Source organism: Nonlabens xiamenensis, assembly GCF_003865345.1.
Taxonomy (GTDB): Bacteria; Bacteroidota; Bacteroidia; order Flavobacteriales; family Flavobacteriaceae; genus Nonlabens; species Nonlabens xiamenensis.
On record NZ_RMVE01000003.1, the window covers coordinates 447,135 to 470,091 of the forward strand.

The 22,957-nt window shown below is 35.6% G+C and carries 17 protein-coding genes and 2 tRNA genes; 8 read left to right on the forward strand and 11 right to left on the reverse strand.

Annotation, left to right across the window (positions count from 1 at the left end):
• The first annotated feature begins 4 nt into the window (after positions 1 to 4).
• From EGM47_RS10445 to EGM47_RS10455, 3 genes are read left to right on the forward strand one after another with little or no spacing between them, the layout of a single operon-like run.
• The gene (locus tag EGM47_RS10445) at positions 5 to 391 is read left to right on the forward strand and encodes a hypothetical protein (RefSeq protein ID WP_124980754.1); all 387 of its coding nucleotides are present in this window, start codon (positions 5 to 7) and stop codon (positions 389 to 391) included.
• Between the two features lie 43 nt (positions 392 to 434).
• Complete coding sequence (locus tag EGM47_RS10450) at positions 435 to 851, forward strand: DUF6998 domain-containing protein (RefSeq protein WP_124980755.1); 417 nt, start codon at positions 435 to 437, stop codon at positions 849 to 851.
• A gap of 1 nt (position 852) precedes the next feature.
• Positions 853 to 1,365 carry a DUF6933 domain-containing protein gene (locus EGM47_RS10455; RefSeq protein WP_124980756.1) on the forward strand — a complete coding sequence of 171 codons (513 nt, stop codon included), beginning with the start codon at positions 853 to 855 and terminating at the stop codon, positions 1,363 to 1,365.
• Between the two features lie 38 nt (positions 1,366 to 1,403).
• Here the strand turns inward: EGM47_RS10455 and EGM47_RS10460 are convergent, their stop codons facing one another.
• From EGM47_RS10460 to EGM47_RS10480, 5 genes are read right to left on the reverse strand one after another with little or no spacing between them, the layout of a single operon-like run.
• Complete coding sequence (locus tag EGM47_RS10460; protein ID WP_124980757.1) at positions 1,404 to 2,492, reverse strand: response regulator; 1,089 nt, start codon at positions 2,490 to 2,492, stop codon at positions 1,404 to 1,406.
• Positions 2,489 to 2,938, reverse strand: a complete 450-nt coding sequence (locus EGM47_RS10465) for a response regulator (protein WP_124980758.1) — start codon at positions 2,936 to 2,938, stop codon at positions 2,489 to 2,491. Before EGM47_RS10465 ends, EGM47_RS10460 begins: the two co-directional genes overlap by 4 nt.
• The gene (locus EGM47_RS10470; RefSeq protein WP_124980759.1) at positions 2,931 to 6,293 is read right to left on the reverse strand and encodes a hypothetical protein; all 3,363 of its coding nucleotides are present in this window, start codon (positions 6,291 to 6,293) and stop codon (positions 2,931 to 2,933) included. The genes EGM47_RS10465 and EGM47_RS10470 overlap by 8 nt, the downstream gene beginning before the upstream one ends.
• A 44-nt stretch (positions 6,294 to 6,337) precedes the next feature.
• On the reverse strand, positions 6,338 to 7,345 hold the full coding sequence (locus tag EGM47_RS10475) for a DUF3871 family protein (RefSeq protein WP_124980760.1): 1,008 nt from the start codon (positions 7,343 to 7,345) through the stop codon (positions 6,338 to 6,340).
• Positions 7,320 to 8,180 (reverse strand): AAA family ATPase, encoded by an 861-nt coding sequence (locus EGM47_RS10480; protein ID WP_124980761.1) that lies wholly within the window; start codon positions 8,178 to 8,180, stop codon positions 7,320 to 7,322. The genes EGM47_RS10475 and EGM47_RS10480 overlap by 26 nt, the downstream gene beginning before the upstream one ends.
• Positions 8,181 to 8,354: 174 nt before the next feature.
• Between EGM47_RS10480 and EGM47_RS10485 the strand changes: the two genes are divergently transcribed.
• Complete coding sequence (locus EGM47_RS10485; protein WP_124980762.1) at positions 8,355 to 9,803, forward strand: hypothetical protein; 1,449 nt, start codon at positions 8,355 to 8,357, stop codon at positions 9,801 to 9,803.
• Between the two features lie 16 nt (positions 9,804 to 9,819).
• Here EGM47_RS10485 and EGM47_RS10490 read toward each other — a convergent pair whose 3' ends face one another.
• The 4 genes from EGM47_RS10490 to EGM47_RS10505 form a co-directional block, all read right to left on the reverse strand.
• Positions 9,820 to 11,040 carry a site-specific integrase gene (locus tag EGM47_RS10490; RefSeq protein ID WP_124980763.1) on the reverse strand — a complete coding sequence of 407 codons (1,221 nt, stop codon included), beginning with the start codon at positions 11,038 to 11,040 and terminating at the stop codon, positions 9,820 to 9,822.
• A 192-nt stretch (positions 11,041 to 11,232) separates the two neighbouring features.
• Positions 11,233 to 11,307: transfer RNA gene (locus EGM47_RS10495), tRNA-Pro, on the reverse strand.
• A gap of 75 nt (positions 11,308 to 11,382) precedes the next feature.
• Positions 11,383 to 11,466: transfer RNA gene (locus EGM47_RS10500), tRNA-Ser, on the reverse strand.
• A 96-nt stretch (positions 11,467 to 11,562) separates the two neighbouring features.
• Positions 11,563 to 13,611: an HD family phosphohydrolase gene (locus EGM47_RS10505; protein WP_124980764.1), complete on the reverse strand. Its 2,049-nt coding sequence runs from the start codon at positions 13,609 to 13,611 to the stop codon at positions 11,563 to 11,565.
• 125 nt (positions 13,612 to 13,736) lie between these two features.
• Here EGM47_RS10505 and EGM47_RS10510 point away from each other — a divergent pair, with 125 nt between their 5' ends.
• A complete protein-coding gene (locus EGM47_RS10510; RefSeq protein WP_124980765.1) occupies positions 13,737 to 14,909 on the forward strand; it encodes an acetyl-CoA C-acyltransferase in 1,173 nt (390 codons plus the stop codon).
• Between the two features lie 9 nt (positions 14,910 to 14,918).
• Positions 14,919 to 15,671 carry a C40 family peptidase gene (locus EGM47_RS10515; protein WP_124980766.1) on the forward strand — a complete coding sequence of 251 codons (753 nt, stop codon included), beginning with the start codon at positions 14,919 to 14,921 and terminating at the stop codon, positions 15,669 to 15,671.
• Positions 15,672 to 15,793: 122 nt separating this feature from the next.
• On the opposite strand, the gene EGM47_RS10520 is transcribed toward EGM47_RS10515, so the two are convergent.
• A complete protein-coding gene (locus EGM47_RS10520; RefSeq protein WP_124980767.1) occupies positions 15,794 to 16,978 on the reverse strand; it encodes a tetratricopeptide repeat protein in 1,185 nt (394 codons plus the stop codon).
• 12 nt (positions 16,979 to 16,990) lie between these two features.
• Positions 16,991 to 19,513: a DNA gyrase subunit A gene (gene gyrA, locus EGM47_RS10525; RefSeq protein WP_124980768.1), complete on the reverse strand. Its 2,523-nt coding sequence runs from the start codon at positions 19,511 to 19,513 to the stop codon at positions 16,991 to 16,993.
• Positions 19,514 to 19,779: 266 nt separating this feature from the next.
• On the opposite strand from gyrA, the gene EGM47_RS10530 reads away from it, so the two are divergent.
• Both EGM47_RS10530 and EGM47_RS10535 read left to right on the forward strand, forming a co-directional pair.
• Positions 19,780 to 22,341, forward strand: coding sequence for an ATP-dependent Clp protease ATP-binding subunit (locus EGM47_RS10530; RefSeq protein ID WP_124980769.1), 2,562 nt, complete (start codon positions 19,780 to 19,782; stop codon positions 22,339 to 22,341).
• 208 nt (positions 22,342 to 22,549) lie between these two features.
• Positions 22,550 to 22,957: a hypothetical protein gene (locus tag EGM47_RS10535; RefSeq protein ID WP_124980770.1), complete on the forward strand. Its 408-nt coding sequence runs from the start codon at positions 22,550 to 22,552 to the stop codon at positions 22,955 to 22,957.

The window sequence follows — 22,957 nt, forward strand, 5'->3', positions numbered from 1 at the left end:
AAAAATGGATAACAACTTAGAACAGTTCTCTGATGAGGAACTATATATAATAACAGATTATTTAGTTAAAAGTGCGAAAACCAGATTTAATTATACAAAATTCAGGAAATCACTTAGTCAATTTGATGAGGAGTTTATTGATTTTCATTTTATAAATACAATTGTAATGAGTAAAGCTGGTGGGCTTGAAAATCATGAAATTGCAGCAAGGATTCTACCTAATGTTCTATTATCTGGATACAATGTAGAAATAGATGAGTTAGTTAATATTGTAAATCAAAAAGAAACAGACTTAGGTTTAGAAATTTTGGCAGCACAAATTGCTATGGACTCTTTACAAAACGGTACTCATCCTAACCTAGTTGTCCAACAAATTTCAAAAATTTTATAACATTTAAGAAAGCATAGTAGTGATCATAAGTAACATTCCAGAATTGGAGCAAATTGCAAAAAGTATCAAGTCTTTAAAGGAAAAAGGGATAATAAGATCAAACAATCTTGTGGGAGATTTGGGAGAATATTACTGTTCCAAATATCTAGGAATTGAGCTATGTAATAATAAAGTTCAAAAAGGTTTTGACGGCAAAGATAATACTGGTCAAACTGTACAAATAAAAACACGAAAAAAACCTAAAGGAAATGCTGTTATAAATTTCAAGAATTTACAATTTGATTATTGTATTTTCATTGAACTTGATAATCAATTTAAAGTAGTCTTAGCACTTAAGATATTTAATACAGAAATAAGCTCAAATATTTGTGAAAAAAGAAATAGAATATCAATAAACAAATTAAAAAACATTACTAAAAAGGTAGTTCTCTTATCTGAACCTAGATATAAAATGTCATGATATGATGAATATTCATTGTTTTAAAATGTTTGAAAATTTTTATAATATTAGTATTTCAGATAAATCATTTGATATTAGTGAATCAAGTTGGACTGCTCACAAATTCAAAGTTGAGCAAAAAGACTGTGCTATTTTTTTACATCATAAGTCTTTATTTTCAGTGGTTATTTTTGAATTCACAAAAAATATGATCAGTGATCTAAAATATAATTTCACAAAAAGCACAATTGAACATCTTGAAAAAGATATACATTTAAGAGATGATGAAAAAAATATAATAATTGATGAAATATGCGATTTTAACTTTACATCAAAATTTAATAGTAAATTAGTAAACAATCTAATTACTAACTATATTAAAGTTATTAAAGGTTTAAAATTATTACATGATCCCATATTTCCTGACAAAAATACAATGGAAGTTTGTTATTGGAGTAACGAGTGTTTTAATGATATTAATAATTGTCTAGACTTTAAGGAGGCAATTCTTAAAAGAAAACTAGCTAATTGTTAACGAAAACAAGTAGTCATCATTATAAAATTTTCTATAATCTATATTTCTAGCTTTTTTTTGATATCCTCAATTAATGGTACAAAGTTTTTGTAAATATCTCTATTTTCAGGAATTGATAATATGTAATCTGAAAAATTTTTTTTGCTTTCTCTATTTATCTTTTTGAGATACATTAGGGAGTCTTCACTCAAGTTGCATTTTACAATATAATCTTTTAGACTTTCCTCTAACCATTCCATGTTTTTTGGTATTGAAAACTCTGATGTCTTTCTATTTTCAGTCCAACCTTCTTTGATAGCGTGTTCCCAGCAAAAAACTGGAAATAAGGATTCTATTTCAAAAGGAATTTTTAGACCTATACGATATAAATTCAAAATATCATTTGAATATTCACAATCTAATGTTAAAACCTTTAATAGCTTTCTTTGGTTTTCAGACGAAAAAGATTTAAGAATTTCATTTTTGACTTCATTTCCTGCGAAATCATTATCTAATAATGCAACTGCTTTAACATATTTCATTTCAGCATCTTTTGGGTACATGTTCATCCAAACTATTGCCTGGTTTAAAACCCATTGTGCACCACCAACCTTTTTAGCATATTTTAAATCTATTTGATTTAACAATCCTGGTTCATAAAACTCTATAGCTTTTTCCAAAAAAATAAAATCAGTGACACCTTCTAACAAAACAGCTGGCTTATTACTTGAGTTGTCTATTTGTTCATAAGTCACATAAGAAATGTGTGTAAGTAATTTTTTAAGAGACCCAATCCAAGTCGAGTCATTTGAAGAGTAATGAATTACATTCCAAACTGAAAAATAATCATTAATAAACTCCTTGTATTGAGTTAATCCAACTAAGTAATTAGGCACATAAATGGAATCAAGCTTCCTATAAATTTCCTGTACAACTTGTTTACCACCATTACTATTTGGGCTATCATTCTCTTTGTAAGGAAGATTTATGTCCAAGATTAATAAATCATAACGAATTAATTTCATTTTGCGCAAGGCATCCATTCCATATTCAGCAATTTCTATTGTTGGATTAGAAATTATAGTAGGAATGATTTGCGAAATTACTTTTAATTTTATGGTATCATCATCAACTATTAGAACCCTCATAACAAACCTTTAAGATCATTTATCCAAGTATTACTTCCTGATGAATAATAAACCAAACCAAGATAAAATGTAAAATTTTGTTCGCATAATTCATTGATTTTTGATAAGGAAATATAATTTTCATCACTTCCAAACTCTCTGAACATTGTGATTAAAATTGTAGGAGTGGTTATACTTTTACGTTTCATCTCTTTTAAAAGGTTAAATCCACCAAAACTTTCATATTCGACACTATCTCCTACCAAGTCATCTTCCCATTTAGGAATGGTCATATCTAAGATTATTAAGTCAAACTTTTTAAATCTCAAAGCTTTTAAACCACCTCTAAATGATTTTTTAATTGTTAAATTTGATTTGAAATTGACTTCATTATTAAAGAAACTCCTTATGTCGGAAATTTTTTTTGTGTCATCTTCGACTATTAAAATTTCTTGTATACTACTCATAAATTTTCATTGGAATTAACAATTCAATAGTAATTCTATTATTTTCATACTCATAATCAAACTTACTTAGTTTAGCACCTAAATCATACTTCAAAATTCGTTTAATTTTTGCCAAACCACTACCACCTTCAATATTTACTTTTGAGCCATCAGTATCTGAAGTTATCCAATCTTTTTTAATACTATCTAATGTATGAATTAGGTGTTTTTTGTCAAGTGTTTCACAAACGTTATTTGCTACTTTTATATTTAAGGTTGATTCACTGTGAGATAATTCAATTGAGCATTTTTGTTTCTCATACTCTAAGTGAGAATGCTCAATGACATTTTCTAGCAAAATTTGAAATATGTAGATAAAATGTATATATCCGTAAGTTGAAAAATCTTCGTCACAGATAATTTTTGGTTTAAATCCTATGTTTTTGAATTGTACTAGTGACAGACTTGTTTGAATAACGGATGAAAAGTCTAGAAGACTTTCATAATAATCTTCTGTAAGCTTGAACCATTTGAAGACATTATTCTCCATCTCATTAATAAATTGCGTCTTAGCAGACATAATACTGTTTTCAAGGGACACCAATTTTTTGTCTTGAAATTCTTTATTAATGCTATCAGACAATGAGTTAAACTCTGATAACACATTTTCCAATACAAGAGGAAAATGTAATTGTCTAATTTTATCACATATTGAAACTGTTCTTGTTTTAAGAATGTCAAAAACAGCATCTACAAACTCATCATAATTTGTGTCCGCTGATTTTAAAGTCTCATAAACATACATGTAAAAATCTTCATTGAATTGGTAGTTGAAAAAACCTTGTGGTGATTGCTGATTTTTAGAAGTGTAAATCTGAATTTTATTTTCAATAAGATCAATTATTATCTCGTCTATTTTTTTTGAAAAAATTTTCAAACAGTTCTGGAGCCTTAAAATTTCATCTCTCGTAAAAATATTATATTGAATAGTCCAAAACTCAATGTCTTGGTAAGTGCCATCATTAATCTTGGATACTAAATTAAATCTTTCTATTGTTCCCCTTATCACATTTTCAAGTGCACCATGTCTTATTCTGGTGCTTAAACAACCATCAAGCCCATATTCTTTACTATAAAGAAAGTTATTCGTTAATTCGTTAAATAATGCTTTGAAAGCAACAAATGAAGCATTTGAAGTTTTAGTCTTAACTTCATTTTCGTAAATGACTGAAATTTCTCCCTCATCATCATAGATCAGAAAATCATTATCCTTAGTAAATTCAATTAACAATTTTAATCGAGAGAAACTATTCTGAAGGACTGTTCGGTGAGTTAAATCAAGACTACTAGAATTAATCGTTATTCTTCCATCATTGACTTCTTTCATCAATGATTTTATTTTGCGCTGGCTATTAATTCTAGCTAATTCACTAATAATAGCCTCCTTATTATCAACATCATAATCTAACAATTTGGTAAGGATAAATTTTCTTTCTTCCGTAACTTGATTCCTATCTTCAAATTCCAAAAAGTTACCCATAACATCCTCGGTACAGATGTTTTTAAGTAGATATATAACTTTCCATTTTTCCAGAACATTAATATAATCCAAAAGCCCTCTAGGCTTATCAATAGATATACTATTACAAAAGTCTTCCAAAGCTACAAATTGATAATATGAAGTTGCATTGGCTTGATGATAAAAAATAACCATCTCTATTTCGTTAACCAATACTTCTTCTTCTGTTATCTGTTGATAAACAAGTTCTACATCCACAATTGTACTATGTAGCTTTTCACTATGACTGGAATCAACATACAATTTTACAGCTTCTGCGTAACTTTTATTTCTTAATAAAGTATAAAACTCATAAACAAAAAGCTCAGATTCTTCAGCGCCAATCAATTTATAGCTATCTTGAAATTTACAAATTTCCTCTTTCAATTTGACTATATCATTTCTACCAAATAAAGATCTAATATGATAAAGATGTCTTTTCTTTTGAGGAATTAAATCTTTTAAATCCTCTAATTCATAAGTATTTTGAGAAATTTTATAATTAATTGAATGACTTAATGAATTTTCAAAATTGAAGTGAATAGCGGGATTAATCAAATAACCAACTGGATTAGAATAATTTGAATTAAAAAAATAAAGATTATTTATAATTTTAGAACCATTTATTCTGGTCATTCCTGATACTAACGATAGAAGTTTAAGAGAAAAACTTAGCGTAGGGTATTTAATTATAATTTTTAGAAGTTCTTCTATATCATATGTATTTTCTAAAGAATTGTTGTAAATGTGGTATAAACAAATTATAGCTTTACCAATCTCAGAATCATCTACCTTCATTTTTAAAGGAATAGACAGTTCATACGTTGATTTGATAAATGGCTCTATAATCTCTATCGCATCTGGGTTGTTCTCTAAAGTCTTTTCAAACTCATCAATACAGTACTTATACTTTCCACGACTATAAGCTTCCATATACTTATGGACATCACTTGAGCTTGAGTCTTCAAATTTTAAAACTTCTAGGTATTCTAAAATTCTTTTGATTCTGTCATCCTTTATTTTTGAACTAATTAATAATAAACAACTTTTAACATCATCTAAATTTTCAAAATTTTCTTTAGACACTAGGTGCTGAATTAATGTTATCACCAATTCGTATCTATCTATCAGAGAATTTGCAGTAGATCTAAGTAAAAATTGAGAGTAGTTTTCATATTCAGGATAAATAAAATGCCCTAATCTAAACATCAAAAATTCTCTCCAACCAGAGTCCAGATTACCTAAATCATAATTCATACTTCTCTTATATCTTGTGTATGAGATGTCTGTTTCAGCTTTTTTACTCAAATAGTTAAAATAGAAGCCAATTAAATTAGCATCTTTACTTTTTTTTAATTCTTTTGTTAATGTATTAAGATATTTCCAATTTCCCTCTGTCCCTTTGAATGTCTCTAAAACGGAGAATCTATTTTCTATACCCCAAAAAGAATAACTAATTTGTTCATCTATTTTGGCTAAAATTTTTAACCCTTTATCTAAATCATTTTTCACCAAATTGTTTTCAAATGATTTCTTTAGAGTTATGAAGTGATTAAGTTTATCAGCATGTTTATAAAAACTCCATGTTAACCATGCTAATTCTCCTCCAAAATTATCGGAGTAATAAACTGAGTTGGAAACATGAATCTTGTTAATATTCTGAGGAAACAAATTGCCTTCAACAATAAGTCTTATATATGGATTGTTTTTATTCTGTTTAATTTGTTTAATAAACCCATTGAAACCTTGTTCTTTAAGATTACTTAGAATGGAGACCTTATTGGTTTTGGGATGATACAAAGACTGCTTAAAATTCATATAAGTAAAAATAATAAATGGGAGCATAAAACTCCCATTTAGAATCAACTTAAAAACCAACGGTAATCTGAATCACCATTGATAGCTTTTGAGATACCTTCTGCAAAACTGAAGGCATTTTCATTCCTGTCTAGGAAAGAATCGATGTAAGATGATTTATTGGCTCCTGTGAAAAGATTATATACCTTCCACAGAGAGATATCACCAGACTCATTGCGACAAAAGCTATCATCTTGATAATAGTCTTTTGCAATTGTGTTGAATTGATTATCCGTAAGGAGTAGTTCTGGTAACTTACGCTTTTCCTCCTTGGATAAATACTGATACAACTTTGCCCTACCTATTAAACTAGCGAATTGTGAGTCTGACATCACCTGCTTTTCTAAACTAAGCATTTGAGTTAACTGCTGGTCATGATTATAACTTGCTGTAAACTCCTTAACCTTTGCAAAAAGGTCATCAGTATTATCAGCTTTGATTTCTTTGCTATATCCATCAGTAGATATACAAAGGTTGCAGCAAACCATATTTTGAAAACCTACAAAGAACTTGAACTTTTCAAATGTCTTTTTGCTATACAGGTTTTCTTGATTATAAGCTCTAACTCCTCCAATAGTAAGTGCTAACAAGTTTCCCCCTACTTCCAATGTAATACTGGGTATTCTAGCAATCCAAGCCATTCTTTCATAATAGATAGTTCTTTGGTGGTCCTGCAATTCATTTGTTGGTATATGAATAGCATCAGGAGTTCTTCCCTTTATCATATGGCTAATTCTAATCTCTGGTTGAGAAATTTCTCTGCCCAAAGCTTCCCTAGCCCCATTTAGAGCAGTATCTATAAACTGATTATGGCTTATAGTGATTTCGTTATCCTTACTGAATACGGGAATTGTGCATTCCTTTTCTAAATGAGAAAGGCTAACACTTTTGGTATTAGCCTCTATAAATGGATTTTTAGCTTCTATTTTTCTAGGTAAGCTTATTTCTCGACTAGTTGTAACTCCTTGTGGTAAAATACCATTAGGACTATTGTTGACTATTTGTAATTCCATTTTGACTGTGATTTAAGTTAGTTAATACTTGATTTCTTATTCTGTGTTGTGCTTTAGCGAAAGTGTGATTTAATTCGTCTTTATATTCCTTATTAGAATGATATAACTGGGATAACTCCTGCTCTGTGGTGGCTGTTTGGATTTTCTGTTTAATACTCTCCAAATCCACTCCTGAATTACACCATTGTTTTATTCGCTTACCTGTGGCTGCATTTATGATAAATTCTGGTTTATCGGTGAACAATCCAGTTCTATCTTTGCTAGCTTTAGCATAGTGAGCTATGTCCAAATCAAATACAATGGTAAATTCGTAATCCACAGAATCACGTTGAACTGCTTTAAGTCCTACCTTTTCTGGCACCATTTTACCATTCTTATTGTTAAGTACATAATCCTGTTTTACTCTCATAGTTGCAATGAAATGAGCATCAGACTGAAGTATTTTATTGATAAATGCTTGTTGTCTTGGAGTGATCTTACCCCAGTTAGTAAAACTATTTCCTGGAAGAGAAGAATGAAACTCAATGAGGAAGTCCCAGCAGTGGCTTATAGAATCTATAATAATTACCTCCATATTTGCCTTTAGGCATACATCAATTGCTTTAATGTAATTCTCTGGTGAATATGGTGGCTCCATTCTTAATACATTGTACTCTCCTAGATGAGCATACAAATCTGCTGAGCCATTTTCAGTATCAATTATTGCGACTTTGGATAGGTCATTTGTGATTCCTTTCGCTAGGAGCAGTGAACTATAGGTTTTTCCTGCTCCTGATGGCGCTTGTAATGCCATCTTAATTTTGGCATTACGCCTTTCTGATTTTCTTAATTGCATGATTATTAGTTTATAATTAGTGAATTTTATGATTTTTCGTTATTTTTGTAGCTCATATGAAGCCAGTGAACTGTCTAATCATTTAGTGGTTTTTCTGATTAGGAAATTCAGTTCACAGCCTGCCATTAGTAATTAAATTAGTGGTTGCTCTTTCTTCTTCTGAAGAAAGGGATTATGGAAAAAGCCATAGAAAAACCTGATACTGAAAAGCCACAGGTTACCCTAAGTCCAAGCTCTCCAAGGCAAGTATTATCGGATAGAGCTACACATATTCCTTGTGAATACACCATTTATATTCCATCTAATTTAGATTTAGAAAAATTGATGGCAGATAACCCTCCTAACTTTAAAACTAAATTAGATAGGGTTGCGTACATATGCTCTTTGATTTATGACAGGTCATATAGAAAACAAAAAGGTGAGGATAAAGTACCAAAGGCTTATGTTAGATTACATTCAAAGATTTTAGAATCAAAGGTCAAAGAATATCCAAAAATTTTTATCTACTTAGAAGAACAAAATATAATATCAATAGATAGAACAAGTATAATAGGTAAGAAATCGAGAGGTTATAAATTTCAACAACAGTTTTGGACAGAACCTAAACAGCATAAAATAAAAAGCAAAGTACTTATAAAGGCTATTCTGAGATATAAAGATTTATTTAAAAAGCAAGCTAGAAATACATCAAATACTATAGAGTACCATTATCCTGAACACCTGGACATCTGGTTCAACAATTTGTTGAAAATAGATTATAAAGGAGCTATTAGAGAATTAAACAGTCTTTATTTATCCGATTTGAAAGAATATGGTGAAGAAACTGCCTTTTTGAAAAAAACTTCCAGACACATTCCTTTAATTAAATTGCAAAAAGGAATTTTTCAAAGTACCATAGATAAAACAGCAGGTAGATATCATACTGTTCTAACCCAGTTAAAAAGTAACTTTAGAAAATTTATTACTTATAACGGTAAAAAACTTGTTTCAATTGATATTGTCAACTCTCAACCTCTGTTAAGTCTTGCTTTACTAAATACAGATATATACTATAGAAATAGAATTGATAAACTGATAAAAACATATAATGATAACTTTTTACAACAACACTATTATGTTCGCAGTTTTACAAATCACAAGGATGTCATTGAATACTCACAGTCTGTAATCAATGGAACTATTTATGAAGACTTTGCAAATAAGCTAGTAGCATCCAATTTAATATCTACAAGCCTTTCTAAAAAAGAAATGCGTAAAGTAGCTAAGTCTGCGATGTTTAGCTGCCTTTTTAATAGAAAGAATGCTGATTACTATGATGATAGAGTAAAGCTATTTCAAAAAACATATCCAAACGTTTATTCAGCTTTTAAGGAAGTTAAAAGAGGTAAAGAAAATCATAGGGCACTAGCTTGTACTCTTCAGAATTTTGAAGCTCAATTAATAATTCAAACTGCTACTAAATATTTGTACGAAATAAACAATAAAATCCCTCTCTTTACATTACATGATTCTATAATAACAACTCCAGAATATGAGGACTTAGTTTATCGAGTTATGAATAATACAATTTTTAAAGCCATGAATATTGAACCTATACTAAAAATAGAATCTTGGGCTGCATAATTTGAAGAGGGGTATATTACCCCTCTTTTACTTTTAGTTTTTCAGCTAAACTTTTCATCTGCTCACTAATACTCTTTTGGACAACTTTTCCATAATGAGCTTGAGTAATAGACATATTTGAATGCCCAAGGAGTTCACTCACTATTTCCATAGGAACATCATTATACAGCAAAACAGTGGTTGCAAAAGTCTTTCTAGCAAGATGATGAGTCATTCTTTTTTCAATACCACAAACACCAGCAATTTCTTTTAAATAGGAATTGAATTTCTGATTTGAAATAACTGGCAAGAGCTTTCCTGATGGTAAATCACTATATAATTCAAGAATACTCTTTGCTTTAGGTAATAATGGTATAGCTAGTTGAGAACTAGTTTTCTTTCTCTTCATTTTAATCCATTCCACACAATCAAAACCTATTTCAACATTCTTTCTTGTAAGTGATGACATTTCTGCATAAGCTAATCCAGTATAACAACAGAAAACAAACATATCTCTAACTTGTTGCAACCTTTCCTGAACAAAAACCTTTTCCTCTAATAGTTTTAATTCTTGTTGAGTTAGAAATAAGACTTCTTTTTTATATCTCTTAGGCTTATAGGAAATGAATGGATCTCTTTGCAAATAACCTTCTGAGATTGCTAATGAAATTACTTTTCTAACTCTTTGAATACATTTATTCACGGTGATTTGCTTATGTCCTTTTTCTGATTTAAGAAAGTAATCAAGGTCCTCAAGAAATTTCATAGTTAGGGAGGAAAGCAAAACATCTGATTTTTTGTAAGTAAAACTTATAAAATCTTTCAGTAGAGTTTCAGTACCTAACCATTTCTCAAAATATCTAGGAGCATAACTTTTGCCTACAAGCTTTTTCATTCTTGAATTATGTAAAGCCATAGTTTCTAAGAATGTTTTGTTCTTTTTGACGTTTTTGCCTTGATAAGCATAAAGAATATCGGCTACATCAAATTCTTCATCTTGAACTTGTAGCATAAAAAAAGCCTTATTAATCTTTTGACTAATAAGGCTCAGTTGAGAATTTAGTAACTCATTTTGTTCTGTAGGAGGAAAAGCTTTTTGTTTCTTGCTATTCCAGAAATCTGGATTAATAAACAACCCAGTTGAGAAAGCTCTTCTCTTTTTCATATAGGTTAACCTACATTTTATAGGACATAATCCTTTTTTGTTCAGCTTTGCTTTTTGTAAAACAAAGAGAACACTCAATTTATCTTGATACATAATATCTAATTTTTTGGGGTACTCGAAATTTATTTTGGGAACCTAAAATGAACCCTTTTTAAAAAAAATAAAGAATGTAATCTTGAAATATCTATGATTTTTTGAAACCTAAGAGGAATAAGGTAATCCTAAGCTATTACTTGATTTATAAGCACAAAAAATCCAGACCACATAATGTAATCTGGATTATTGTCGGGGTGGCAGGATTCGAACCTGCGACCTCCTGCTCCCAAAGCAGGCGCGATGACCGGGCTACGCTACACCCCGATTGAAAGTTATAAACTGTTCCAATCTTAAGGATTTGTCCCTTAAAGGAACCATCCTGAAATTTTCTGGCACTTGCGGAGAGACCGGGATTCGAACCCGGGCAACGTTTGCACGTTGACAGATTAGCAATCTGCTCCATTACCACTCTGGCACCTCTCCTATTCCTAAAGAACGAGCTCCCATTTCTGAAAGCGGTTGCAAATGTAAAATAAGTTTACAGATCCCCAAACTATTCTGCCCACTTTTTCTAAAAAATTACTCTGGATATTCGATGCGCAAATGGTAAATACTGGCCAACTTCTTTTTAATCACCGACTTGATGCTTTCCAATTGCTTAAAAGTAATATTGGCATTCAAAAATTGCCCGCTTTTGACCTGACCATCCATGATTTTATTCACTAACTCATCAATAGCGACAGAAGTTGGGTTCTTTAAACTTTTGGAAGCTGCTTCTACGCTATCGGCTATCATTAAAATAGCTGTTTCCTGGCTGAACGGCCTCGGACCTGGATATCTGAATCGTTCCTCCTCTACGTCTGGATTGTTTTGTTTGGCCTTTTGGTAGAAGTAATACACGAGACTATCACCATGGTGTGTCCTTATAAAATCAATAATCCGGTCTGGCAAATTGTATTTTTTGGCAATTTCAATTCCTTTGATGGTATGGTCGATAATGATCTGAGCGCTTTCTTCTGGATCTAGATCATCATGCGGATTGATTCCCGATCCTTGATTCTCAGTAAAATAAGTCGGATTGCTCATCTTGCCCACATCATGATATAAAGCCCCTACTCTCACCAGCATAGCATTGGCACCAATTTCATTGGCTACAGATTCGGCTATATTGGCGACATTTAAAGAATGATGGAATGTCCCAGGTGCTTTATTGGAAAGCTCCTTTAGTAGTCTTGAGTTGGTGTCGCTGAGTTCCAATAAGGAAACGTCACTTACAATACCAAAAGTCTTTTCCAGAATATAGATCAATGGCCAAACAAACAGCATAGCTAGTCCGCAGAGGGCAAAATAAGCTACACGTTCCCATTCCCATCCTGTTACACCGCCCTGATTGATCGAATAGAAAGCAAAATAAGATATAAAATACACCAAGCAGATCTGACCAACGGTGATGAATAGATTAGCTCTTTTGTAGATCTCATTACCCGACAAGATGGTTACGATACCCGCCATCATTTGCAAGAAGAGATATTCATCGCTATTAGGGACAATAAAACTGAGTACAAAGATGGCTATCACATGGCAAAATAGTCCGAGTCGCGAATCAAAAAAGGCTTTGATGATCAAAGGCAGTATACATACAGGCACCACATAAATGTATTCCACATTCAAATTCACAGTGGCTACAGTAAGCACAACAAATACCGAAATATTAAAATAAATGAAAACCAGTTTTTTGAAATTCTCGAAAATCGGCGTTCTGTACCTCCAGATAAATAACATCAACATGGTATAGGCCATAGCTACCAATAATAAATAACCCATGAGCTTCCATGCATATTGTGAATCAGACCAGGTTTGGGATTGGTAGGTGTTATTCAGTGTGTTTAAGATCTGTAGCTTATCTCCTTCTACAATTTCGCCTTGAGCGATAATACGCGCATTGCGTCTGACCAGTCCTCTTGTAGGAAGTATTTTATTGAGTTCGTCGCGAATCGCTGCATCGGTAAGTTCCTCGTCATAGCTTACATTAGGCTCCAAAATCTCAACAAAGGATCTCTTGAGTCGTGCAGCGCTAATTCCAGGCAAATCCAATCCTTTAAATTTTTTGTTCAGCAATTCCCCCAGATCTTTGGGCAGGGTAATTTGTCCATAGGTCTGGTCGGTAATTTTGTCACCTGTTTGTAATAAAATCGGATGGTCGCTCTCCAACTCCATGGGTTGATTGAGATACCCATACCTGTAGATATCATCGATAAGCTCTCTTCCAGCATTCCTGAAGTTGCGTAATTGCCTGTTGCTAACTGAATCGTTTTGAAGATTTTTTGCAGACTCGTCCCATGCATTTTTTACCAATCCAGGAACATCCGTTTCGACCAAAAAATACCTGGGAGCTGAAGCCTCTGCCTCTTGTCGTTCCTGTTTGAGTTCGCCCTCTGTTTTTTCAATGGGAAATGCAAATGGTGCGTATAAAGTTTCATACTCCCAAGGCTCCCCTTGCTTATAATCATATTTAAACCTGTCATTATTTGGGAAAATATAAACAGTGACCGCTGTGCAAACCACCAATAACAATATCTTGAAAAAGATATCTTGATGTTTGTAAATCCTACTTTTCTGCAGTTCCATAAGCTACAAATTAACAACTATAGTTTTGAATTACCATCCTGAGATAAAAAACCCTTGGTTTAAAGCCATTCAGGTTATGAATATTCCTGGCCAAATTCATTATTTTCGCAGGATAAAGTAAGATCATGAAAAAAGTTGTTATAGTTTCTTATGCCCGAACCCCCATAGGTAGTTTTATGGGGCAATTATCCACCGTCCCTGCGACTCAGTTAGGCTCTATTGCCATCAAAGGCGCCTTGGATAAAATTTCTCTTGACCCTAATGAAGTCCAGGAGGTTTTGATGGGGAACGTTGTACAAGCTGGAAATGGACAGGCACCTGCTCGCCAGGCCGCATTGGGTGCTGGCATTGGGGATCAAGTACCGGCAACCACGATCAATAAAGTCTGCGCCAGTGGTATGAAAAGTATCATGATGGGAGCTCAGTCTATTGCCTTGGGAGATGTTGATGTAGTTGTAGCGGGAGGTATGGAGAATATGAGTATGATCCCGCATTATGTACATATGCGTACTGGAAAGAAATTCGGACCAGAAACATTGGTTGATGGAATGCAGAAAGATGGTTTGGTGGACGCTTACAACCAACAAGCCATGGGAGTTTGTGCTGATTTATGCGCAACAGATCACAATTTTACTCGTGAAGATCAAGATGCCTTTGCTATACAGTCCTACGAGCGATCAGCAAAAGCTTGGAAAGAAGGAAAATTCAAGAATGAGGTAGTTCCAGTGGCCGTCCCTCAGCGAAGAGGTGATGATGTAATCGTTGATAGGGACGAGGAGTTTACCAACGTTAAATTGGAAAAAATCCCAGCCTTGAGACCTGCGTTTAGCAAAGATGGTACAGTGACCGCTGCAAATGCATCCACCATCAATGATGGAGCAGCCGCATTGGTTTTAATGAGTGAAGAGAAAGCCAACGAACTAGGATTAAAGGTATTGGCCAGTATTAAATCTTATGCTGATGCCGCACAGGAACCCAAATACTTTACTACAGCGCCTGCAAAAGCCTTACCGCTAGCTTTGGCCAAGGCAGGAGTAGATAAAGCTGATGTGGATTTCTTTGAGTTTAATGAAGCTTTTTCAGTTGTTGGTCTGGCCAATATGAAATTGATGGGACTCGAGGATCACAATGTAAATGTTTATGGTGGTGCAGTCTCACTAGGTCATCCGTTAGGATGTAGCGGTGCCAGAATCGTAACCACGTTGCTAAGTGTCATGCAACAAGAGGGAGGGAAATTGGGAGCAGCAGCCATATGCAATGGTGGTGGTGGCGCAAGTGCAATAGTGTTAGAAGCCTAACCCCTATCCATGCGATACGGTATTTGTCCCATATCCATTGCACCTTTAAGAAAGGAAGCAGCTGATACCAGTGAGATGGTTTCACAGGTATTGTATGGTGAACTATTTAAGATCATTGAACCTCGTAAAAAGTGGTCTAAAATCAGATTAGCTCATGATAAATATGAAGGATGGTTAGACAACAAACAGTTGTTAGAGATAGATGCAGAAGATTACCATAACTTGTTGAAATCGCCCATTGTTTATGCGACTGATCTATTAGCTCATATCACACACGCTGATCAAACCTTGAGTACGGTGACCATGGGTGCCTATGTAAGTTCAGCCCCTTTTTTACAAGATAATAGCATGATCACTGGGACAACGAGTGAAGGACAATCAAAATCAAAACTCATTGAAAATGCATTGTTGTTGCTAAACGCACCTTATCTCTGGGGAGGACGATCACCTTTAGGTATTGATTGCAGTGGCTTTACACAATTGGTGTACAGATTAAACGGAATTCATTTGTTGAGAGACGCCAGCCAACAGGCTACCCAAGGAGAAGTATTGAGTTTTATAGAAGAGTCCGAACCTGGGGATTTAGCCTTTTTTGACAATAATGAAGGTCAAATCACGCATGTGGGTTTGATTATGAGCGATAATTATATCATTCATGCGCACGGGAAGGTTCGTATAGATAGGTTGGATCAAAGTGGGATTTTTAACGTAGAAAAACACACACATACCCACAAGCTAAGAGTGATTAAAAAAATCATCTAAGGAGCTTCCAGAATTGTTACTCCAAAACCATCGCTAGTACATAAATGGTTTTAAAAAGAAAAACTCCCAGCGCTCAATTCGCTCTGGGAGTTTTTAGTAAAATTCAACTACTTTGTAATCAATTATAACTTCGCTTTCATTTCAGCAATTTTGTCTTCCATTTCAAAAACACCATAAAGGCTGATCAAGGTTTGGATAATACCTTTTTCCTCAGGCTTCATTAAATGTGCTTTTTCTAAATGTTTAATGGCTTCTTTGTAAAGCTCTTGCTGCTCTTCATAGGTTGTTGAATCCAAATTCCCTTTTTCTAGATAGGCATTGGAAACATTGACCAAAGCAGGATAGTTGTCAGATTCTAAAGCCAAGCTTTCGGAGTAATAATTGATGGCTTGATCATAATCTTTTTTCTTTAAAGCTGCCAAAGCTAGATTATCGTAAACTGAAGGATCCTTCACGGTTTTTGATAATTCTTCACTGGCTTTTTTATATTCATCCATCATTTCTAAGGTGAGGTAGATATCTGCTTTAGCCAATTGTAGCGACTGATCCGAGGGATATTCTTGAACAGCTGTTTCAAAAACTTCCTTAGCCTTATCCATCTGCTGATCATTCTTATATAACCAGACCGTCTTCAAAACTATATCTCCTAAATTAGAAGGCGTTTTCTCTTCAGCTGGGCTGTTGTGAGAGCCCGTTTTCACGCTTATATCACGAACTTTCTTTGAACTAAACTGATCAACTTCGCCTTTGCTGTTGACGGCAGTGTAAATGGTGTTTACACCAGTATAGTTTTTATCAAGCAAGGTCTGATACTTATTCAGAGCATTGTCAAACTTCTCGGCGCCATAGGCAATATTAGCAGCATTATATAACATCTGCAGATTATCCGGATTTTTCTCATACATTTCCTCCACAAGAATCAATGCAGTTTCTCGATCTTGAGCTGCCAGTGCTTCATTGGCTAACTCAAATTTTCTTGCATTGATGGCAGTATCTACGTACGATAAATACTCTTTATTCTCATAGCCTTTGTCAATTGCTATCTTCATGGATTCTTCAGCAGTTCTTAAGTCCTCAAGACTGGCTTTGTTTTTACCAGTCAGATCAATAAGTGTAGCTGCTTTGTAGAAATTATAATCAGCCAGATAGTCTTCTTCAACACTTGCTGGATCAATTTCCTTAAAAATACTTTGAGCCTGGGAATAATCTTGTTTTTGAATGGCCCTTTCTATTTTCCTCATTTCCTTTTTCTGAGCAAATGCTAATCCAGCAAAGGCCAAAAAAAGCAAGGTCATTTTAATCTTCATAATGTATGTTTTTTATTCTTCACTATCATCTACAACAGTTGTGCCAGCATCAAGATTTTGAGCAATCGCTCCCTCATCAGACATTTCGTCCTCATCGTCTTCCTTGACCACCTTAGCCACTGCAGCAATCGAATCGTTTCCTTTTAGGTTGATCAATCTAACACCTTGAGTCGCACGACCCATTACTCTGAGGTCGGATACATTAATACGTATAGCGACACCAGATTTATTGATGATCATTAAACCATCTTCATCACTTACATTTTTAAGTGCGACCAGCCCACCTGTTTTTTCGGTAACAGAAATCGTTTTGACCCCTTTACCTCCACGGTTGGTCTCTCTATAATCATCCAGTGCAGATCGTTTTCCGTAACCCTTTTCTGACACCACCAAAATATTGGAATCCATATCATTGACAGCCACCATTCCGATTACCTCATCATTCTCACTCGCCAATCTGATTCCTCTCACTCCACTTGCGTTTCTTCCCATAGGTCGGGTCTTGGACTCATCAAAGCGTATGGCTTTTCCACTCTTAAGACCCAGCATTACGTGGCTATCTCCAGTTGTAAGTTTGGCTTCAAGCAAGGTATCACCATCGCGAACTGTTATCGCATTAATACCGTTGGATCTAGGTCGGGAATACTGCTCCAGGGAGGTCTTTTTCACCACCCCTTTCTTTGTACACATGATGACATAATGACTGTTAATGTACTCCTCATCTTTGATGTCTTGGGTACAAATTACCGCCTTCACATTATCATCTTGTTCAATATTGATCAAGTTTTGTATAGCACGCCCCTTTGACGTTCTACTTCCTTCAGGTATTTCATACACCCTCATCCAGAAACATTTACCTTTTTCGGTAAAGAACAGCATGTACTGGTGATTGGTACCGACGAATAAATCTTCTAGAAAATCTGCGTCTCTGGTTGTACTTGCTTTTTGTCCGACTCCGCCCCTATTCTGAGTTTTATACTCTGACAGACTTGTTCTTTTGATATAACCAGCATGAGAGATGGTGATCACGACTTGCTCGTCAGGAATCATGTCCTCAATACTTAAATCTCCACCTGCATATTCAATTTTAGAACGACGATCGTCACCAAACTTCTCCTTTACTTCGGCAAGTTCTTCCTTAATGATATCCATACGACGCTCCTTCTTGGCCAGGATATCTTTAAGATCTGCGATAGTCGCAACCAATTCTTCGTATTCACTGCGCAGTTTGTCCTGTTCCAGACCGGTAAGTTGTCTCAATCGCATTTCTACGATAGCGCGGGCTTGGATTTCGGTCAACTCAAAGCGCTCTATGAGTTTCTCACGTGCTTCTTCTCCATTTTGGCTCGCACGTATCAAGGCAATTACCTCATCGATATTATCACTAGCGATGATCAATCCCTCAAGGATATGGGCTCGTTCTTCAGCCTTACGCAGCTCGTATTGGGTTCTTCTAGTAACTACATCATGTCTGTGTTCCACAAAGTAGTGGATCATCTCCTTAACATTCAGCAATTGTGGTCTACCGTCAACTAGAGCAATGTTATTGACACTAAAACTGGATTGTAAAGCGGTGTGCTTATACAATTTGTTCATCACGATATTAGGGATGGCGTCGCGTTTCAAGACATATACGATACGCATTCCTTTTCGGTCAGATTCATCCCGTATGGAAGAAATACCTTCCAGTTTCTTGTCGTTGATCAGGTCGGCCGTCTTTTTGATCATATCGGCCTTATTAACTTGGTAAGGCAATTCATCTACGATGATACATTCTCGACCCTTGACTTCCTCAATTCTAGCCCGTCCTCTTATTTTTATACGACCGCGACCAGTATGCATGGCATCCTTAACACCGTCATAACCATAGATGATCCCCCCAGTCGGGAAATCTGGTGCTTTGATATGCGTAATAAGTTCGTCAACCTCAATATCATTGTTTTCAATATAGGCGATGGTGCCATCAACCACTTCAGAAAGATTGTGAGGAGGCATATTAGTGGCCATACCTACAGCAATACCACTGGCTCCATTGACCAACAGATTGGGAATCTTGGTTGGTAAAACGGTGGGTTCTGAAAGTGTATCGTCAAAGTTAAGTTGGGTATCGACGGTTTCCTTATCAATGTCGGCAAGTAATTCCTCAGAAATTTTGCGCATTCTAGCCTCGGTGTAACGCATCGCTGCTGGTGGATCACCATCTACACTACCAAAGTTTCCTTGTCCATCGACCAACATATAACGCAGCGACCATTCCTGTGCCATACGCACCATCGTATCATAGACCGAAGTATCACCATGTGGGTGGTATTTTCCCAATACCTCACCTACAATTCTCGCACTTTTCTTATACCCTCTATTGGACAATACACCCAACTCATACATTCCGTAAAGCACGCGGCGGTGCACAGGTTTAAGTCCATCCCGCACATCTGGCAGCGCGCGTGACACTATGACTGACATCGAGTAATCGATGTATGCTGACTTCATTTCATCCTCGATATTGATCGGGATTAACTTTTCTCCATCTGCCATGTAATCAGTTTATTTATTGATGTTATTTTAACAAGGAGCAATTTAAGGAAAAACCGAGTATTAATAAGGCGTTGCACTATCTCCAGCGCTATTTTTATCAACACATTTGACTTATTTCTGTGGATAAGTTTATGTCTGCTTAAAGATACCCCTATACCCTACAACTATTGCGCTTTCGCGAAAGCGAACAAACTATTAACCCTATTTTACAAAGCGGAATGCTTTTTGAAACAATAAATTCAATACATTTAGACGAAAGAAGCAATATGGACGATAATTTTTCACCCCGGGTAAAAGATGTGATCGCCTACAGTAAAGAAGAAGCGCTGAGGCTAGGTCACGATTTCATAGGAACAGAGCACCTTATGTTAGGACTCTTGAGAGATGGAGATGGAAAGGCTATCGATATCTTAAATAGCCTATCGGTAGATTTGGAAAACCTGAGACGCAAGGTAGAAATCCTGAGTCCCGCCAATCCCAATACCCAAAGCTCAATTAACGAAAAGAAAAATCTGCACCTGACCAGACAGGCAGAGCGCGCATTAAAGACTACGTTTTTGGAGGCTAAACTCTTTCAGAGCACCTCCATCAATACAGCACATTTGTTGTTGTGTATACTGCGCAATGAGAATGATCCGACGACTAAGCTATTGAACAAACTCAAAGTAGACTATGACAACGTTAAAGACGAATTTAAAATGTTGTTGTCTCAAGAGGATGGTTATGTAGAAGACGTGTCGGCCCAATCCTTTAGTGAAGATGATTCAGATGATATGAAAGATGATAATAAGGAGAATTTGTTTGCCCCATCGGGAGGTGACAAAAAAGGCAATAAAAAATCCAAGACTCCTGTGTTGGATAATTTTGGGCGGGATTTGACCCAGCTTGCAGAAGATGATAAGTTGGATCCAGTAGTAGGTCGTGAAGATGAAATTCAACGCGTCTCCCAGATCCTGAGTCGTCGTAAAAAGAATAATCCGCTGTTGATTGGAGAACCCGGAGTTGGTAAAAGTGCCATTGCCGAAGGTCTAGCCTTGCGTATTATTCAAAGGAAGGTGTCCAGAATACTCTATGACAAACGAGTCATCACTTTAGATCTGGCCAGCCTTGTAGCTGGTACTAAATATCGTGGTCAGTTTGAGGAGCGCATGAAAGCGGTGATGAACGAATTGGAAAAAAATGATGACATCATTCTCTTCATCGATGAGATTCATACCATTGTGGGTGCTGGAGGAGCCGCTGGCTCTTTAGACGCATCAAATATGTTTAAGCCTGCCCTAGCCAGAGGAGAAATCCAATGCATCGGCGCTACTACCTTAGACGAATACCGCGGTAGCATTGAAAAAGATGGTGCGCTTGAACGACGTTTCCAAAAGGTAATGGTGGAACCTACCACCATAGAGGAGACCATCACCATTCTCAATAATATCAAAGGTAAATACGAGGATCACCACAATGTGGAATACACGCCGCAAGCGATCGAGGCTTGTGTCAAATTGACCAATAGGTACATGACAGATCGATTCCTTCCAGACAAGGCTATTGATGCCTTAGATGAGGCAGGATCACGTATCCATATTACCAACATAGAAGTTCCTGAACAAATCACTGAAATCGAAAAGCAGTTAGAAGCAGTAAAGGAAGAGAAAAACAATGTGGTCAAAAAGCAGAAATACGAGCAAGCAGCCAAGTTGAGAGATGATGAGAAAAAGCTAGAGCAACAACTCGAAGAAGCTCAAAAGGCTTGGGATGAGGCATCCAAACTGCACAAAGACACAGTGACTGAAGAGAACGTGGCAGAGGTAGTGAGTATGATGACTGGTATACCGGTGAATCGAATTGCCACCAAAGAGATGAAGAAATTGAGTAACCTCAATGAGAGCATCACTGACTTAGTAATTGGTCAGAATACTGCGGTAAAGCAAGTGGTCAAAGCGATTCAGCGCAATCGTGCTGGCTTAAAGGATCCCAACAAACCTATTGGTTCATTTATATTCCTCGGACAAACTGGTGTGGGTAAAACCCAATTGGCCAAAGTTCTGGCTAAAGAACTGTTTGACTCTGAAAACTCTCTGATCCGTATTGACATGAGTGAGTACATGGAGAAATTTGCCATCAGTAGATTGATCGGTGCACCACCAGGATATGTAGGCTATGAGGAAGGTGGACAGCTGACGGAAAAAGTGAGAAGAAAACCCTATGCGGTTATACTATTGGATGAGATCGAAAAAGCGCATCCCGATGTATTTAATATGCTATTGCAGGTACTCGATGATGGTTTCTTAACCGATAGCCTGGGCCGAAAAATTGATTTTAGAAATACAATCATTATAATGACGTCCAATGTGGGGGCAAGAAAACTCAAGGACTTTGGTGCTGGAGTTGGTTTTGGTACCAGTGCCCGTAAAATGGCAGAAGGTGAAAATGCTCGCGGAGTCATACAGGCAGCCTTAAAGAAAACTTTTGCTCCCGAATTCTTGAACAGAATCGATGATGTAATTGTGTTTAATGCGCTAGAAAAAGAGGATATTCATAAAATCATCGATATCGAACTTAAAAAGTTGTTCGATCGAATTGAAGATATAGGCTACAACCTCAGCCTCAGCGATGCTGCCAAGGACTATATCGTGGAGAAAGGATTTGATAAAGAGTACGGAGCCAGACCTTTAAAAAGGGCGATCCAGAAATATATCGAAGACAATCTAGCTGAAGAAATAGTCAATAGTCAGCTACATGAAGGTGATTCTATCTTTATGGATCATGACAAAGAAAATGATAAGCTGGTGGTAACCATTGTGAAGCCAGAAGAAGAATCTACTGAAAAGTAGAAATTCGAACTTGAATTCTAGAAAGCCCTGATCACAGATCAGGGCTTTTTTTATTACAATATTTACGCATGACATACCCCTTGGATACCTACGAAAACGTTTGATTATCGAAAAGCTTGACCTTTCATCGGTTGGAGATAAAAAGCTCTTGAAATTTCAATGCAAGACAAGAAATGACAATATTTTTGTCCTATAAAATCAGTGTTATATGAAAACTGTAGACTTAGGATTCGGGACTTTTGAGTTTCACCCCGATGTGGTTATCGCCACCATGTGTGAGGGCATTCACTTTGACTTAGAATACAATCAGGTGTTGAACGATGCTGTTATTGATTATTACGGAGCCCAGCACAATATTGGTTATATTTCTTTGCGCAAAAATAGTTATAGTGTAGATCCGATGGTACACCGATATAATAGCAAACACAACACGCTGGTCAGTGTAGGCATTGTAGAGACCAGAATCTCTGACATGAGCTCAGTGGACTTGGAGAGCAAATTTTTTAAGCCAGGTAAACTAAAAGGGTTTTTGACTTCTCAGGAGGCTTGGGTATGGACCAACCTCCAATTACAGGAAGCTTCACAAGGTTTTCTACCATTTTATAAAGTCAATTAA

Excerpts from the sequence above, each read along its gene's own strand:
- EGM47_RS10460 (WP_124980757.1), bottom strand. The coding sequence starts at position 2,492 with ATGAGGGTTCTAATAGTTGATGATGATACCATAAAATTAAAAGTAATT.
- EGM47_RS10515 (WP_124980766.1), top strand. The coding sequence starts at position 14,919 with ATGCGATACGGTATTTGTCCCATATCCATTGCACCTTTAAGAAAGGAA.
- EGM47_RS10490 (WP_124980763.1), bottom strand. The coding sequence starts at position 11,040 with ATGTATCAAGATAAATTGAGTGTTCTCTTTGTTTTACAAAAAGCAAAG.
- EGM47_RS10535 (WP_124980770.1), top strand. The coding sequence starts at position 22,550 with ATGAAAACTGTAGACTTAGGATTCGGGACTTTTGAGTTTCACCCCGAT.
- EGM47_RS10470 (WP_124980759.1), bottom strand. The coding sequence starts at position 6,293 with ATGAATTTTAAGCAGTCTTTGTATCATCCCAAAACCAATAAGGTCTCC.
- EGM47_RS10475 (WP_124980760.1), bottom strand. The coding sequence starts at position 7,345 with ATGGAATTACAAATAGTCAACAATAGTCCTAATGGTATTTTACCACAA.
- EGM47_RS10510 (WP_124980765.1), top strand. The coding sequence starts at position 13,737 with ATGAAAAAAGTTGTTATAGTTTCTTATGCCCGAACCCCCATAGGTAGT.
- EGM47_RS10455 (WP_124980756.1), top strand. The coding sequence starts at position 853 with ATGATGAATATTCATTGTTTTAAAATGTTTGAAAATTTTTATAATATT.
- EGM47_RS10480 (WP_124980761.1), bottom strand. The coding sequence starts at position 8,180 with ATGCAATTAAGAAAATCAGAAAGGCGTAATGCCAAAATTAAGATGGCA.
- EGM47_RS10485 (WP_124980762.1), top strand. The coding sequence starts at position 8,355 with ATGGAAAAAGCCATAGAAAAACCTGATACTGAAAAGCCACAGGTTACC.
- EGM47_RS10520 (WP_124980767.1), bottom strand. The coding sequence starts at position 16,978 with ATGAAGATTAAAATGACCTTGCTTTTTTTGGCCTTTGCTGGATTAGCA.
- EGM47_RS10445 (WP_124980754.1), top strand. The coding sequence starts at position 5 with ATGGATAACAACTTAGAACAGTTCTCTGATGAGGAACTATATATAATA.
- EGM47_RS10530 (WP_124980769.1), top strand. The coding sequence starts at position 19,780 with ATGGACGATAATTTTTCACCCCGGGTAAAAGATGTGATCGCCTACAGT.
- gyrA (WP_124980768.1), bottom strand. The coding sequence starts at position 19,513 with ATGGCAGATGGAGAAAAGTTAATCCCGATCAATATCGAGGATGAAATG.
- EGM47_RS10505 (WP_124980764.1), bottom strand. The coding sequence starts at position 13,611 with ATGGAACTGCAGAAAAGTAGGATTTACAAACATCAAGATATCTTTTTC.
- EGM47_RS10465 (WP_124980758.1), bottom strand. The coding sequence starts at position 2,938 with ATGAGTAGTATACAAGAAATTTTAATAGTCGAAGATGACACAAAAAAA.